The sequence below is a fragment of the Paraburkholderia sp. JPY465 genome, assembly GCF_050436725.1.
In the GTDB taxonomy this organism is placed as follows: Bacteria; Pseudomonadota; Gammaproteobacteria; order Burkholderiales; family Burkholderiaceae; genus Paraburkholderia; species Paraburkholderia youngii.
Window position 1 is genome coordinate 3,392,729 of the sequence record NZ_JBNDMT010000003.1, and the last position, 14,545, is coordinate 3,407,273.

The 14,545-nt window shown below is 61.4% G+C and carries 14 protein-coding genes; all 14 read right to left on the bottom strand.

The features are described from left to right. Positions 1–64: 64 nt before the first annotated feature. Positions 65–949 (bottom strand): F0F1 ATP synthase subunit gamma, encoded by an 885-nt coding sequence (gene atpG / locus QFZ94_RS30290; RefSeq protein ID WP_368584877.1) that lies wholly within the window; start codon positions 947–949, stop codon positions 65–67. A gap of 91 nt (positions 950–1,040) precedes the next feature. Next, complete coding sequence (gene atpA, locus QFZ94_RS30295; RefSeq protein WP_018432453.1) at positions 1,041–2,582, bottom strand: F0F1 ATP synthase subunit alpha; 1,542 nt, start codon at positions 2,580–2,582, stop codon at positions 1,041–1,043. Positions 2,583–2,638: 56 nt separating this feature from the next. Further along, positions 2,639–3,178 carry a F0F1 ATP synthase subunit delta gene (locus QFZ94_RS30300; RefSeq protein WP_429461430.1) on the bottom strand — a complete coding sequence of 180 codons (540 nt, stop codon included), beginning with the start codon at positions 3,176–3,178 and terminating at the stop codon, positions 2,639–2,641. Positions 3,179–3,180: 2 nt separating this feature from the next. After that, entirely contained in the window at positions 3,181–3,651 is a 471-nt protein-coding gene (locus QFZ94_RS30305; RefSeq protein WP_013090955.1) for a F0F1 ATP synthase subunit B, read from the bottom strand. Between the two features lie 136 nt (positions 3,652–3,787). Next, complete coding sequence (gene atpE, locus QFZ94_RS30310) at positions 3,788–4,057, bottom strand: F0F1 ATP synthase subunit C (protein ID WP_007180033.1); 270 nt, start codon at positions 4,055–4,057, stop codon at positions 3,788–3,790. Positions 4,058–4,138: 81 nt separating this feature from the next. Then, positions 4,139–4,990 (bottom strand): F0F1 ATP synthase subunit A, encoded by an 852-nt coding sequence (atpB, locus tag QFZ94_RS30315; protein ID WP_013090956.1) that lies wholly within the window; start codon positions 4,988–4,990, stop codon positions 4,139–4,141. A 157-nt stretch (positions 4,991–5,147) separates the two neighbouring features. Then, a complete protein-coding gene (locus QFZ94_RS30320) occupies positions 5,148–5,693 on the bottom strand; it encodes an ATP synthase subunit I (RefSeq protein ID WP_429461433.1) in 546 nt (181 codons plus the stop codon). A gap of 565 nt (positions 5,694–6,258) precedes the next feature. After that, positions 6,259–7,146 carry a ParB/RepB/Spo0J family partition protein gene (locus tag QFZ94_RS30325; protein WP_129956626.1) on the bottom strand — a complete coding sequence of 296 codons (888 nt, stop codon included), beginning with the start codon at positions 7,144–7,146 and terminating at the stop codon, positions 6,259–6,261. An 18-nt stretch (positions 7,147–7,164) separates the two neighbouring features. Further along, on the bottom strand, positions 7,165–7,956 hold the full coding sequence (locus QFZ94_RS30330; RefSeq protein ID WP_410851202.1) for a ParA family protein: 792 nt from the start codon (positions 7,954–7,956) through the stop codon (positions 7,165–7,167). A 71-nt stretch (positions 7,957–8,027) separates the two neighbouring features. Continuing rightward, the gene (gene rsmG / locus QFZ94_RS30335) at positions 8,028–8,711 is read right to left on the bottom strand and encodes a 16S rRNA (guanine(527)-N(7))-methyltransferase RsmG (protein ID WP_429461435.1); all 684 of its coding nucleotides are present in this window, start codon (positions 8,709–8,711) and stop codon (positions 8,028–8,030) included. Then, positions 8,708–10,666, bottom strand: coding sequence for a tRNA uridine-5-carboxymethylaminomethyl(34) synthesis enzyme MnmG (gene mnmG / locus QFZ94_RS30340; protein ID WP_429461437.1), 1,959 nt, complete (start codon positions 10,664–10,666; stop codon positions 8,708–8,710). The genes rsmG and mnmG overlap by 4 nt, the downstream gene beginning before the upstream one ends. A 176-nt stretch (positions 10,667–10,842) precedes the next feature. Then, positions 10,843–11,619 (bottom strand): ABC transporter ATP-binding protein, encoded by a 777-nt coding sequence (locus QFZ94_RS30345; RefSeq protein WP_429461439.1) that lies wholly within the window; start codon positions 11,617–11,619, stop codon positions 10,843–10,845. Then, positions 11,619–13,403, bottom strand: a complete 1,785-nt coding sequence (locus QFZ94_RS30350) for an ATP-binding cassette domain-containing protein (protein WP_368584869.1) — start codon at positions 13,401–13,403, stop codon at positions 11,619–11,621. Before QFZ94_RS30350 ends, QFZ94_RS30345 begins: the two co-directional genes overlap by 1 nt. Positions 13,404–13,407: 4 nt before the next feature. Further along, the gene (locus tag QFZ94_RS30355) at positions 13,408–14,463 is read right to left on the bottom strand and encodes a branched-chain amino acid ABC transporter permease (RefSeq protein ID WP_368584868.1); all 1,056 of its coding nucleotides are present in this window, start codon (positions 14,461–14,463) and stop codon (positions 13,408–13,410) included. Positions 14,464–14,545 lie beyond the last annotated feature (82 nt).

Here is a 14,545-nt window from a genome sequence, read left to right on the forward strand (position 1 = left end):
AAGGCGCAGTTTCTCCGATGGGTGCGCCACTCGGGCGCACACGCAACGACCTGTCTGACCGAGGTCAGACGGCCGCCGCTCCACCGACGATTTCCGACAGTTCTTTCGTGATCGCGGCCTGACGGCTCTTGTTGTAGACGAGCTGCAGATCGCTGATGACCGTCTTGGCGTTGTCCGAAGCGGCTTTCATCGCGACCATGCGGGCCGACTGCTCCGATGCCATGTTTTCAGCGACGGCCTGATAGACCAGCGCTTCGACATAACGCACCAGCAGTTCGTCCACCACTGCTTGCGCATCCGGCTCGTAGATGTAGTCCCACTGCGTGCTCGGCGTCGTACCGTCTTCTTCTGTGCGCTCGAACTGGTCCGCCGACAACGGCAGCAGCTGCTCGATCACCGGCTCCTGCTTCATCGTGTTGACGAAGCGCGTGTACGCGAGGTACACCGCCGAAATCTTGCCTTCCGAGAACAGGTCGAGCTGGACCTTCACCGCGCCGATCAGCTTTTCCAGATGCGGCGTATCACCCAGTTGCACGACGTTCGACACGACCTTCGCCTGCAGACGGTTCAGGAAGCCCAGACCCTTGCTGCCAATCGCGGTTGCCTCGATCGTCTTGCCCTGGCTTTCCAGTTCCTTGAACTTCTGCAGCGACGCGCGCAGCACGTTGGTGTTCATCCCGCCGCACAGACCTTTATCGGTCGTGACGAGGATGATGCCGGCCGCCTTCGCGCCTTCGTTCGACACCATGAACGGGTGACGATACTCCGGGTTCGCACGGCTCATGTGCGCGGCGATGTCGCGGACCTTGTCGGCATACGGGCGAGCAGCGCGCATGCGCTCCTGAGCGCGGCGCATCTTCGATGCGGCCACCATCTCCATCGCTTTTGTGATCTTGCGCGTGTTTTGCACGCTCTTGATCTTGCCGCGAATTTCCTTCATTCCAGCCATTGCTTGCTCCTTGATCGAAGCAGCGCGGGAGCATTCGCATGCGGCCCGCGCCGCTTCAAGGTCCGTTTATGCCTTGCGGATCACTCGCGGATCAATAAGCGCCGGACTTCTTGAAGTCTTTGACGGCCGTGTGCAGCAGGCCTTCGTCGTCCTTCGAGAGTTCCTTGGTATCTTCGATACGCTTGACCAGGTCAGCATGGCTCGACTTCAGGTGATCGCGCAGGCCCTTCTCGAACGGCAGGACTTGAGCAACTTCGAGGTCGTCGAGATAGCCGTTGTTCGCCGCGAACAGCGATACAGCCAGTTCCCACACTTGCAGCGGCTGATACTGCGGCTGCTTCAGCAGTTCGGTCACGCGGCGGCCGCGCTCGAGCTGCTTGCGGGTCGCTTCATCGAGGTCCGATGCGAACTGCGCGAACGCTGCGAGTTCACGGTACTGCGCGAGGTCGGTACGGATACCGCCCGACAGCTTCTTCACGACCTTCGTCTGAGCCGCGCCACCCACGCGCGACACCGACACGCCAGCGTTAATTGCCGGACGGATACCTGCGTTGAAGAGGTCGGTTTCAAGGAAGATCTGGCCGTCCGTAATCGAGATCACGTTCGTCGGAACGAATGCGGTCACGTCGCCTGCCTGCGTTTCGATGACTGGCAGCGCCGTCAGCGAACCGCTCTTGCCCTTCACTTCGCCGTTGGTGAACTTCTCGACGTACTCTTCCGAGACGCGAGCAGCACGCTCGAGCAGACGCGAGTGCAGATAGAACACGTCACCCGGGTAAGCTTCACGGCCCGGCGGGCGGCGCAGCAGCAGGGAGATCTGACGGTATGCCCAAGCCTGCTTGGTCAAGTCGTCGTAAACGATCAGCGCGTCCTGGCCGCGATCGCGGAAGTACTCGCCCATCGTGCAGCCGGCGTACGGCGCGAGGTATTGCATCGCGGCCGAATCCGAAGCCGAAGCGGCGACGACGATCGTATATTCGAGCGCGCCCGATTCTTCGAGCTTGCGCACCACGTTCATGATCGACGAAGCCTTCTGGCCGATCGCGACGTAGATACAAACGAGGTTCTTGCCCTTCTGGTTGATGATCGCGTCGACGGCGACTGCGGTCTTGCCGCACTGACGGTCGCCGATGATCAGCTCACGCTGGCCACGGCCGATCGGCACCATCGAGTCGATCGACTTCAAACCGGTTTGGACCGGTTCCGAAACCGACTTACGCCAAATCACGCCCGGTGCAATCTTTTCGATTGCGTCGGTCATCTTCGCATTGAGCGGGCCCTTGCCGTCGATCGGGTTGCCGAGCGCGTCGACCACACGGCCGAGCAGTTCCGGACCAACCGGCACTTCGAGAATGCGGCCCGTCGTCTTGACGATGTCGCCTTCCGAAATGTGTTCGTATTCACCCAGAATCACGGCGCCGACCGAGTCGCGCTCGAGGTTCAGTGCCAGACCGAAGGTATTGCCCGGGAATTCGAGCATTTCGCCCTGCATCACTTCCGACAGACCGTGAATACGCACGATACCGTCGGTCACGGAGATCACGGTGCCCTGGTTGCGAACGTCTGCGCTCGCTTCAAGGCCCTGGATCCGGCTCTTGATCAGCTCGCTGATCTCAGAGGGATTGAGTTGCATTATTCGCTCCTGATAGTCAATTCTGTTGCGTGCCAGCCGCTAAAGCGCGAAGCGCTTCAGGCCGTCAGGGCCGTTTGCATCCTGGCGAGCCGCGCGCGGACCGAGGTATCGAGCACTTCGTCGCCGACCGTCACGCGTACGCCGCCGATCAGCGACTGATCGACTTCGACCGTCGGCTTCAGCTTGCGCTTGAACTTGCGTTCGAGGCTTGCGACGAGTTCGTTCAACTGCGCACCTTCGAGCGGGAATGCGCTGACGACCAGCATATCCGCCGCTCCTTCGCGGGCGTTCTTCAACTCTTCGAACTGCGAGGCGATTTCCGGCAGCAGCTGCAGGCGATGGTTGTCCACCAGCATCTGCACCAGATTCTTCGCTTGCGCGTTGTCCTTGAGCGGCGACTTGACCGCGGCCAGCAGCAGATCGCTAACCTGGGCGCGGCTCACTTTCGGGCTGGAGGCGATCGACAGCACATCGGGCAGACGCGCAACCTGTGCCAGCTCCTGCACGAGCGTGGACCAGGCGGCGATGTCACCAGCTTCGGCCACGCCAAACAGCGCTTCCGCGTACGGACGGGCGATGGTTGCAAGTTCGGCCATGATCAGAGCTCGGCTTTCAGTTGATTCAGCAGGTCAGCGTGGGCTGCCTGGTCGACTTCGCGCTTCAGGATCTGTTCAGCGCCCTTCACAGCGAGTGCAGCGACTTCGCCACGCAGCGCTTCGCGCGCCTTCACGACTTGCTGCTCCGCGTCGGCCTTCGCCTGCGCGATGATGCGGGCGGCTTCCACCTGAGCCTGAGCCTTGATTTCGTCGGCGACTGCGACAGCGCGCTTTTCAGCGTCCGCGATGCGTTGCTGGCCATCGTTGCGAGCCTGAGCCAATTCCTGGTCGACGCGCTTATGAGCGGCTTCGAGTTCCTGCTTGCCCTTTTCCGCGGCGGACAGACCGTCGGCGATCTTCTTCGCGCGCTCGTCGAGGGCGTTGATCAGCGGCGGCCACACGAATTTCATCGTGAACCACGCGAGGATCAGGAACACGACCATTTGCGCAAACAGGGTTGCGTTGAGATTCACGGTGTTTCCTTAAACGTTGCTTGTTCGGAAAGTGAAACGGCAAGGCGCTCATCGATTCTGCTCGATCAGCGCCCCAGTACCCGTTCCGCCCTGCGCCTTTACCTGTTATAGCTCAGGCGCAAACCTCCGAGGAACCTCAGCCTGCCAGCTTCGAGAGCAGCGGGTTCGCGAACGCAAACAGCATTGCCACACCAACGCCAATCAGGAACGCCGCATCGATCAGACCAGCCAGCAGGAACATCTTGGTTTGCAGCGGGTTCATCAGTTCCGGCTGACGGGCACATGCTTCGATGTACTTGCCGCCCATCAGACCGATACCGATACAGGCGCCGATAGCACCCAGGCCGATGATGATGCCGATACCGATGGCGGTCAGACCCTGGATGTTGGCGATGAAAGCTTGCATGATCACTCCTTTGTGAAAAGTCTTTTAGAACTGGTTGGAACTGGGATTTAAAAAACTACGATTCTTTGCCGACAACGCAGGTTAGTGCGCGTCGTGTGCCTGGCCGATGTACACCAGCGTCAGCATCATGAAAATGAACGCCTGCAGCAGAACGATCAGGATGTGGAAGATTGACCACACTGTGCCGGCGACCACGTGGCCGATGAAGCCAAGCACCGTCGTGTCCGCGCCGAAGCTCCAGATGCTGCCGAGCAGGGCAATCAGCAGGAACAACAGTTCGCCCGCGTACATGTTGCCGAAGAGCCGCATGCCGAGCGAGACCGTCTTCGCGACGAACTCGATGATGTTCAGTGCCAGGTTCGGGATCCACAGCAGCGGATGCGCGCCGAACGGAGCGGACAGCAGTTCATGCACGAAGCCGCCCGCGCCCTTGATCTTGAAGTTGTAGTAAATCATCAGCACGAACACGCCGAGGGCGATGCCGATCGTGCCGTTCAGGTCGGCGGTCGGTACGAGGCGGTGGTGCGGAATGACTTCGGAGAGGCCAAGCCAGCCGATCAAGCGGCCCGGCAGGTCGACGGGAATGAAGTCGAGCGAGTTCATCAGCGCGACCCAGACGAACACCGTCAGCGCAAGCGGCGCGATGAAGGTGCGTGAGCCGTGGATCATGGCCTTCGATTGATCCTCGACCATCTCGACCAGCATTTCGATCGCGCATTGGAAGCGGCCCGGCACGCCGGACGTTGCCTTGCGGGCTGCCAGATGCAGCACGAGGATCGTGACGAGACCGCACACGATCGACCAGAAAAGGGTGTCGAGATTCCACACATGGATGTCGAAAATCGACGTCTGGTGTGCGGTGGAAAAGTTCTGCAAGTGGTGCGCGATGTACTCGGACGGATCCATTGCGCGCGTGCCTTCGCTAGCTGCCATATCGTTAAAGCCACCCAAATTGTCGAAAATCGTTCGAGGCCGTTCCCGCCGTATTGCGGGAACGCGCCGGGTGCAGGCCCTGTCTCGTCCGCACACCCGTGCCAGCGCTAGGCGCCGGCCTTAAATTCTTTTTGCTGCTATTTTTTGTGCTGCTACCTTAGCGCCACGCCAAGGCGATCCAGTAAGTCTTCAACGCGATGAGGTAGGTCACCAGCAGCGGAATCCAACGTACGTCGTGATACCAGAAGGCGATTGCGACAAACATCGCAATCGTTGTCCCCATCTTTAGTGCTTCACCGATCATCCAGCTCGTCACGGTCTCGGCGCCGCCCAGCTTTTTCAATCGCGCCGCGAACAATGCACCCGGCACCCAGCAGATCGCTCCCCCCATGAACGCTGACAGCGCAGCAGCGCCCGGCGGCTTATAGAACAGCCACCACAACAGCGTTGCAACCAGGGACAAAACCATTTGCGCTGCGACGACCCTGAACGGCGTCACGCGCGATGGACGACCCACGCCGGGACCAAACAGCTTTTCCGCCTCGGCCCGCGTGAGCGGAACGATATTGTTATCTTCCTGCGCGTCATCCCACGCTTCGGCCGGATCGAACTGCCGACTGGCGGATGTCTCGGGTGCGGAGCGTTCAGCGCGGTGTCTGTCGTCACCATTTTCCGGCGACAGATTCGACGTTTTAACCGCCATCGCAATGTTCCGAAAGTCTCGTTCAGCCCGCGAGTTTACGCAGCGCTTACGGGGTTGCCGTGCAATTAAATCCGGGCGATTGTAAGCGATAGTTGCAGGCAATTCAAGACTTTAGGCCAACCTATAACTGCGTGAAACGTGCCTTCACGATGCGGTAAAACGTATGCTAACGACACGAATCACGTCAAATGTAAGGTGGACGGGGGACCGCGAAACCCGAGTGGGTAGTCGCGTGGATCGAAGCTCTTTGGCAGGACGTTTCGACGCTCTGACGGACGTCTCGAAAATGCAACAAATGCCGCTTTTTTAAGGGCTAAACGGAACGGCTCTTCAATTGAACTGAGCCATTCTCGCCGCGGCTTTCATGATGATCAGCCGCTTTGCGATAGCGGCTCGTAAGGATGATTACCGCGTCGACGTCGAAGGTTTGAAACTAGGATTACTGATTATTTTTGCATCGGTTGTTTTGGAATCCACGATAGTTGCTGGCACTGAGTAATCCAACTCGCGGCAGTGCTCATGCACAGGCCGCCAGCCGTTTCCCCCTTCGAGCGCCATTCTGCACTCAGACGTTCGCGTTCCCGCGCAAGCGGACAAGAATGCCTTCCAACGCATCGAGATCGCCAAAATCCACCAGCACCTGGCCGCGACCGCGTCGGCCGAGCTTGATTTTCACTGTCGCCGACAACAGGTCCGACAGTTCCTCTTCTAGCCGCCGAGTGTCACGGCCGCCATCCGGGTTCGCGCGCGCCTTGACCGCCGGCGTCACCTTCGTGGTCATCGCGACCAGCTTTTCGGTCTCGCGCACAGACAGGCGCTTGTTGACTACCTGATTGGCCAGCGTGATCTGCGTCGCGGCATCGACCGCGAGCAGCGCACGAGCGTGACCCATGTCCAGATCGCCGGCAAGCAACATCGTCTGTACCGGCGTCGCGAGATTCAGCAGCCGCAGCAGGTTCGACACCGCGCTGCGCGAACGACCCACCGACTCTGCCGCCTGCTCATGCGTGAAATTGAATTCGTCGAGCAGGCGCTGGATGCCCTGCGCCTCTTCGAGCGGATTCAGATCCTCGCGCTGGATGTTTTCGATCAGCGCCATCGCCGCGGCGGCCTGATCGGGCACGTCCTTCACAAGCACCGGCACCTCATCGAGGCCCGCGAGTCGCGCCGCGCGAAAACGCCGCTCGCCCGCGATGATCTCGTAGCGATCCGCCGCGATCGGACGCACGAGAATCGGTTGCATCAGCCCTTGCGCGCGGATGCTCGCCGCGAGCTCCTGCAGCGCGCCTTCGTCCATGCGCGTACGCGGCTGGTATTTGCCGGCCTGCATCTTGCCGAGCGGCAGTACATTCGGCGCGCCGTCGATCACCGCTGCTTCAGTGATATCCGCGGTGCCGCCGAGCAATGCCTCCAGACCGCGGCCAAGTCCCTTCTTTCTTGCTACTGCGTTCATCGTGCTTCCTCGATCCGCTTAGGATGCCTGGGGCGCGTCATTCAGCGCGCGCACCCGCTCAATCATTTCGACGCCGAACTGCACGTACGCCTGCGCGCCTCGCGACGCCCTGTCGAACACCACACCGGGCAGCCCGTAGCTGGGCGCCTCGGCCAATCGCACGTTGCGTGGAATCACTGCGTCGAACACCTTGTCGCCGAAGTGCTCTTTCAATTGATCCGAGACTTGCTGTTGCAACGTGATGCGCGGATCGAACATCACGCGCAGCAGACCGATCACCTTGAGGTCGCGATTCAGGTTCGCGTGCACCTGCTTGATCGTGTTGACGAGGTCGGACAGCCCTTCGAGCGCGAAGTATTCGCACTGCATCGGAATGACGACGCCGTGCGCGGCGCATAGTCCGTTGAGCGTCAGCAACGACAGAGCCGGCGGGCAATCGATCAGCACGAAATCGTACTCGCCCTCGACCACGGCGAGCGCCGTCCTAAGTTGACGCTCGCGATTCTGCATGCTGACGAGCTCGACCTCGGCGCCCGCGAGCTCACGGTTCGCGGGCAGCACGTCGTATCCGACCGCCTCGGGTCGCACGCGCGCATCGGCCACGGACACGCTGTCCACGAGGACCTCATAGACCGTGTTCGTACATTCGGCTTTGTCGATACCGCTGCCCATCGTGGCGTTGCCTTGCGGGTCCAGATCGATGAGAAGGACTCGCTGTCCCTGCGCTGCCAGGCTCGCGGCCAGATTGACTGCGGTGGTCGTCTTGCCGACACCGCCCTTCTGGTTCGCAACGCAGAAGATTTTTGCCATCGTTGGTGTGTCCCTTTTGCTGCTTGGATGAAGTGAAAATCGTTGAGATTGCTTAGAGGCCGCGACGGCCGTTAGCTTTCGGTGTCCACTCGCACCTCGATCACATGCCGCTCGGCGTCGAGCAACGGCACATTCAGCCGGATGATCTGTTCCACGTGGGCACCCGCTGGTAGACGCGCGATTTCGGCATCCGGTCGCACGCCCTTCATCGCCCAGATCGCGCCCTGCTCCGCAACCAGATGACGGGCCAGTGTAACGAAATCCGTGAGGTCTGCGAATGCGCGCGAGACGATTACGTCGAACTTTGCCGGTACTTCGGCGCCAGGCTGCAGCGTCTCCACCCGGCCGGTCACGACCGACAGGTTCGCGAGACCCAGTTCGGCCTTCGCCTGCGCTTGAAATGCCGTCTTCTTATGGACGATGTCGTTCGTCGTGACGGTCCAATCGGGCAGCACGATCGCGAGCAAGATGCCCGGCATGCCCCCGCCCGAGCCCACGTCGAGCACCGACGACGGTCCACGCGGCGCCAGGTGCGGCACGATCGACAGCGAATCGAGGATGTGCTGAATCAGCATCTGCCGTGGATCGCGGATTGCCGTCAGGTTGTAGACGTTGTTCCACTTCGCGAGCAGCGCGACGTAATCGAGTAGCTTGCGCTGCTGCGCGTCGCTGAGTTCGAGCCCGAGTTCACGGACGCCGTCCGCCAGCAATGATACCAACGCCTGCTGATCGCTTCCCCTTTGCGCTGCCGTCATTGCACCACCGGCGTGCTGTCGGCGCCGGGTTCGGCGGGTTTCGACGCGCGACGCCCGAGGCCGCGCTTCAGATGGACCATCAACAGCGAGATCGCGGCAGGCGTGATGCCCGAAATACGCGACGCCTGGCCGATCGTCTCCGGCAGGAACTGCATCAACTTCTGGCGAGCTTCGAACGACAGTCCACGCACCTCGGTATAGTCCAGCCCTTCTGGCAGACGGGTGTTCTCTTGGGCCTCGTTGCGTTCAATCTCGCCGGCCTGTCGGTCGATGTAGCCCTGATATTTGACGCCGATTTCGATCTGTTCCTTGATCTGCGCGAGCAGCACCGGGTCTTCCGCCAGTGCTTGGGGCGCGCCACAAGTGCCGTCACGCAGCGCGCAGACGCCGTCGTAGCTGACACCCGGACGACGCAGCAGGTCCGCGAGACTGTATTCGTGATCAATGGGCTTGCCGAGCAATGCGGTCGCTTCTTCCGCAGGCAACGTCTTAGGATTGACCCACGTTGAACGCAAGCGCTGTGTTTCACGTGAAACAGCGTCACGTTTGCGACTGAAGGCGTCCCAGCGGGTGTCATCGACCACACCCAGTTCGCGCCCGATCTCCGTCAGCCGCATGTCCGCATTGTCTTCGCGCAAGCTCAGACGGTACTCCGCACGGCTAGTAAACATCCGGTACGGCTCGGACACCCCGCGCGTGACCAGATCGTCGACGAGCACGCCGAGGTAAGCCTGGTCGCGACGCGGGCACCATGCTTCCTTGCCTTGCACGAACAGACCGGCATTGATGCCGGCCAGAACGCCCTGCGCTGCCGCCTCTTCGTAGCCAGTGGTACCGTTGATCTGCCCCGCGAAGAACAGGCCACTGATCACCTTCGTTTCCAGCGATGCCTTCAGCCCACGCGGATCGAAATAGTCGTACTCGATCGCATAGCCGGGCCGCAGGATATGCGCATGCTCCAGACCGCGCATCGATCGGACCAGTTCGAGCTGCACGTCGAACGGCAGGCTCGTGGAAATCCCGTTGGGATAGAACTCGTTAGTGGTCAGACCTTCGGGCTCGAGATAGATCTGATGCGATTCCTTCGACGCAAACCGGTGAATCTTGTCCTCGATCGACGGACAATAGCGCGGCCCCACTCCCTCGATCACGCCCGTGTACATCGGCGAACGGTCGAGACCGCCGCGAATGATGTCATGTGTCCGTTGATTCGTATGCGTGACCCAGCACGGCACCTGGCGTGGGTGCTGCTCGACCCGCCCGAGGAACGAGAACACGGGCACCGGGTCCAGATCGCCCGGCTGCTCTTCGAGCTGCGAATAGTCGATCGTGCGGCCATCGATCCGCGGGGGCGTACCCGTCTTCAGCCGGCCCTGCGGCAGCTTCAGCTCTTTCAGCCGAGCCGACAGCGAGACCGCGGCGGGGTCCCCCGCGCGGCCGCCGGTGTAGTTATTCAAGCCGACGTGAATCTTGCCGTCGAGGAACGTGCCTGCCGTAAGCACCACCGCGCGCGACCGGAAACGAATGCCGACTTGCGTGACGGCGCCGACTACGCCGTCGCCCTCGACGATCAGATCGTCGACGGCCTGCTGGAACAGCCACAGATTCGGCTGATTCTCGAGGCGATGGCGGATCGCCGCCTTGTACAGCACGCGGTCGGCCTGAGCGCGCGTCGCGCGCACCGCCGGCCCTTTCGACGAATTCAGGATGCGGAACTGGATGCCGCTTTCGTCGGTGGCAGCCGCCATGGCGCCGCCAAGCGCATCGACTTCCTTGACCAGATGGCCTTTGCCGATGCCGCCAATCGACGGATTGCAGCTCATCTGACCGAGGGTCTCGATGTTATGGGTCAAAAGCAGCGTTTTATTGCCCATGCGCGCCGACGCCAAAGCGGCTTCGGTGCCGGCATGACCGCCGCCGACGACGATTACGTCAAATTCTGTGGGAAAAAGCATCGCGGGATCTCACGCCAGATCGTCGCGTGAGCCTTCAAAGGAAAATGTATGGGCGAATTATAACGGGTTAAGTTTCGGCCCGAATTTCGTCCGAATGGTGAAACAAGAAAAAAGCGGTGTGTTTCACGTGAAACACACCGCTTCGAAAGACAGCGATCGCCGAAAACGGTGCGCGCTTATGCGACTTTTTTAGCCAAGCCGAGATAGGTTTCGATCACCCGAGGATTTTGCGCGAGGTCGGTCGCCGGCCCTTCCAGCGCCAGCTCTCCGGTTTCCAGCACGTAGCCGTAGTCCGAGATTTGCAACGCAGCCCGCGCATTCTGCTCGATCAGCAGCGTCGCGACGCCCGTCTGCCGCAACGCGCTGATGATGTGGAAGATTTCCTTCACGATCAACGGCGCAAGACCGAGGCTCGGCTCGTCCAGCATCAGCAGATCGGGCTTGCCCATCAGCGCGCGGCCGACCGCGAGCATCTGCCGTTCGCCGCCCGAAAGCGTGCCCGCCGCCTGTTTGCGCCGCTCCTTCAGCCGCGGGAACAGTTCGAACACCGGTTCCAGTTGATCGAGAAAGTTGCGCTCCCCTGCCCGCTTGCGTCGGTAGGCGCCAAGCAGGAGATTGTCCTCAACGCTCATCGACGCGAACAACTCGCGCTTTTCCGGCACCAGGCACATACCAAGTGCGACCCGCCTTTCCACCGGTATCGCGCTGACGTCCTCTCCCTGATAGAAAACCGCGCCTTTCGCATGACCAGACGTCGGCAGCGCGCCCATGGTCGCATTCAGCAGCGTCGACTTCCCCGCTCCGTTCGGACCGATCACGGAGACGATCTGCCCCGCCCGCACCTTGATCGCCGCATTGTGCAGCGCCTCGACCTTGCCGTAACGGACCGACAGACGGTCCACTTCGAGAATCGGTCCCGCTGCCGCCACGCCGGTCGTTGTCGTGTTGTCCATCATTCCACCCCACCCAGATACGCTTCGAGCACCGCCGGATCCTGCTGCACTTCTTGCGGCAGGCCTTCAGCGATTCGCGTGCCAAACTCCATCACTACGAGCCGGTCCGTCAGATTCATCACGAAATCCATGTCGTGCTCGACGAGCAGCACACTCATCCCTTCCGCCTTCAGCTTGCGCAGCAGATCGGCGAGCTGCAGCTTTTCCTGATAGCGCAGACCAGCGGCCGGTTCGTCGAGCAATAGCAGAGTCGGATCGCAACACAGCGCGCGTGCAATTTCGAGAATCCGCTGTTGACCCAGCGCGAGGCTGCCCGCTTCGTCATACATATGCTGTTCGAGGCCGACCCGCCGAATCTGCCGAGCGGCTTCGGCCATCAACCGCGCCTCTTCCGAGCTGTTCAACCGCACGACACTGCGCCACACACCCGCATGGCCACGCAGATGCGCGCCAATTGCGACGTTCTCGAGCACGGTCATACCCGGCAGCAGCTTTACATGCTGGAAGGTCCGGCCGATACCACGCTTGACGATTTCACGTGAACTGAGCGCATCGATGCGCTCGCCGCGGAACGTGATCTCGCCGCTCGTCGCCTGCAGCACGCCGGTCACCAGATTGAACGTGGTCGACTTACCCGCGCCGTTCGGTCCGATCAGCCCGATGATCTGCCCCGCTTTGACTTCGAAGCTCACATCGTTCACCGCAACGAGGCCGCCGAACTGCTTGCGTGCCTTGTTCACCGTCAGGAGGTCTTCGCCGGCTTGCGGCTTGTTCCGCTGCGGCAGAGGGTCCGCGTGATCCGCGAGATGCGCCCGCGGGCCCCGCGGGAAGAAGCGCGCGACGAACGGCCAGACGCCCTGCCGCGCATACTGCAGCAACAGCACCATGATGATGCCGAACACGATCACTTCGAAGTTGCCATTCTCGCCGAGCAGTTTCGGCAGCAGCGTCTGCAGATAATCCTGCAGCACCGTCAGGATCGCCGCGCCGAGCACCGCGCCCCACACGTGCGAGACGCCGCCCACCACCGCCATGAACAGAAACTCGATGCCGTGATTCAGCCCGAACGGCGTCGGATTCACCGCGCGCTGCAGGTGCGCGTACAGAAAGCCCGACACCGACGCCAGCACCGCCGCATAGACGAAGATCACGACGCGCATCCAGCCGGTGTTGACGCCCATTGCCTCCGCCATCAGCCCGCCGCCCCGCAGCGCACGAATTGCGCGACCCGGACGGCTATTAAGCAGATTCTGAACAGAAACGACCGCCCCGAGCACGACCACCCAGATCAGGTAGTAGATATGGCGGCCGGACTCGAGGTTGATCCCAAAAACATTCAGCACCGGGATGCCGTTGATGCCGTCGTACTTGCCGAGCATTTCCAGATTGCCGAACAGGTAGAACAGCGCGAGCCCCCACGCGATCGTGCCGAGCGGCAGGAAGTGGCCGGACAGGCGCATCGTCACCAGACCGAGCATCAGCGCGATCAGCGCTGTCACGATTACGCCGGCGATCAGTGCGAGCCACGGCGACACGCCGAAGTTCGTCGTCAGATACGCCGTTGCATAAGCGCCGATGCCGACGAACGCGGCCTGCCCGAAGCTCGTCATGCCGCCGATACCGGTCAACAGCACGAGGCCGATCGCAACGATCGAATAGAGACCGATGTAGTTCAGCAGCGTGACCCAGTACTCCGGCACATGAATCGGATGCGGCAGAACCGGCAAAGCGAACAGCACCACGAGGAACAACCAGAAGAACTTCTTTTGCATGATCCGTTTCATCGTGTCACTCCTCTTCCTCTTCGGCATGCGGGCTCGCAAGACTGCGCCACAGCAGCACCGGGATGATCAGCGTGAACACGATCACTTCCTTGTAAGCACTGGCCCAGAACGACGAATACGACTCCAGCAGACCGACCAGAATCGAGCCGGCCGCCGCGAGCGGATAGCTGACCAGACCGCCGATGATCGCGCCCACGAAGCCCTTCAAACCGATCAGAAAGCCCGAGTCGTAGTAGATCGTCGTGAGCGGCGCGACGAGGATGCCGCACAGCGCGCCGAGGCCCGCTGCAAGCGTGAACGCGAGGCGTCCCGCCTGCGTCGTGCCGATGCCGACGAGCCGTGCGCCGACCCGGTTCACGGACGTCGCGCGCAGCGCCTTGCCCGAGATCGAGCGATCGAAATACAGATACAGCGCACCGATCAGCACGACCGCGGTGCCGATCACCCACAGGCTCTGTCCGGAGATCGACAACGTGCCCACGTTGAATGTCGCATCGGAAAACGCGTTGGTGCGTGAGCCTTCGGCGCCGAACATCACGAGGCCGAGACCGACCATCGCGAAATGCACGGCCACCGCGACGATCAGCAGCAGCAGCGTGGCCGCCTCCGCGATCGGCTCATAGGCAAGGCGATAAACGAACGGACCCATCGGAATCACGATCAGCAGTGTCAGCGCGATCTGCACGATCATCGGCAGCGGCTGCAAAAAAATGCCGCGCGTGAGCGCGTAGACCGCGATCGGAAACAGCAGATACTTCCCTGCCAGCACAGGCAGCGTGCGCGCCGCATGACGACGCCGCTCGGCATGCCGCAAAACGGCCACCGTCTCGACGACGAAGCATGCTGCGCCCATCGCCATCAACAGCCAGCACGTGGCAGGAAACTTCTGCGTCTGCAGTGCGGCGAGCGTCAACGCGCCGTACGAAACGAACTCTCCTTGCGGGATGAAGATCACCCGCGTGACGGAGAACACCAGCACCAGCGCAAGCGCGAGCAGCGCGTAGATCGCGCCGGTCGTGATGCCGTCTTGCGCGAGGATCGCCGCAATTGATAGATCCATACTTCCTCGTCCTGAAGCGTCGAAATCGAAAAACCGGGAAACAGTCGTGACGGCGCGGCGCGTAGCCGGCCATCGATCAGCA

Excerpts from the sequence above, each read along its gene's own strand:
- atpG (WP_368584877.1), bottom strand. The coding sequence starts at position 949 with ATGGCTGGAATGAAGGAAATTCGCGGCAAGATCAAGAGCGTGCAAAAC.
- atpA (WP_018432453.1), bottom strand. The coding sequence starts at position 2,582 with ATGCAACTCAATCCCTCTGAGATCAGCGAGCTGATCAAGAGCCGGATC.
- QFZ94_RS30300 (WP_429461430.1), bottom strand. The coding sequence starts at position 3,178 with ATGGCCGAACTTGCAACCATCGCCCGTCCGTACGCGGAAGCGCTGTTT.
- atpE (WP_007180033.1), bottom strand. The coding sequence starts at position 4,057 with ATGCAAGCTTTCATCGCCAACATCCAGGGTCTGACCGCCATCGGTATC.
- atpB (WP_013090956.1), bottom strand. The coding sequence starts at position 4,990 with ATGGCAGCTAGCGAAGGCACGCGCGCAATGGATCCGTCCGAGTACATC.
- QFZ94_RS30320 (WP_429461433.1), bottom strand. The coding sequence starts at position 5,693 with ATGGCGGTTAAAACGTCGAATCTGTCGCCGGAAAATGGTGACGACAGA.
- QFZ94_RS30325 (WP_129956626.1), bottom strand. The coding sequence starts at position 7,146 with ATGAACGCAGTAGCAAGAAAGAAGGGACTTGGCCGCGGTCTGGAGGCA.
- QFZ94_RS30330 (WP_410851202.1), bottom strand. The coding sequence starts at position 7,956 with ATGGCAAAAATCTTCTGCGTTGCGAACCAGAAGGGCGGTGTCGGCAAG.
- rsmG (WP_429461435.1), bottom strand. The coding sequence starts at position 8,711 with ATGACGGCAGCGCAAAGGGGAAGCGATCAGCAGGCGTTGGTATCATTG.
- mnmG (WP_429461437.1), bottom strand. The coding sequence starts at position 10,666 with ATGCTTTTTCCCACAGAATTTGACGTAATCGTCGTCGGCGGCGGTCAT.
- QFZ94_RS30345 (WP_429461439.1), bottom strand. The coding sequence starts at position 11,619 with ATGGACAACACGACAACGACCGGCGTGGCGGCAGCGGGACCGATTCTC.
- QFZ94_RS30350 (WP_368584869.1), bottom strand. The coding sequence starts at position 13,403 with ATGAAACGGATCATGCAAAAGAAGTTCTTCTGGTTGTTCCTCGTGGTG.
- QFZ94_RS30355 (WP_368584868.1), bottom strand. The coding sequence starts at position 14,463 with ATGGATCTATCAATTGCGGCGATCCTCGCGCAAGACGGCATCACGACC.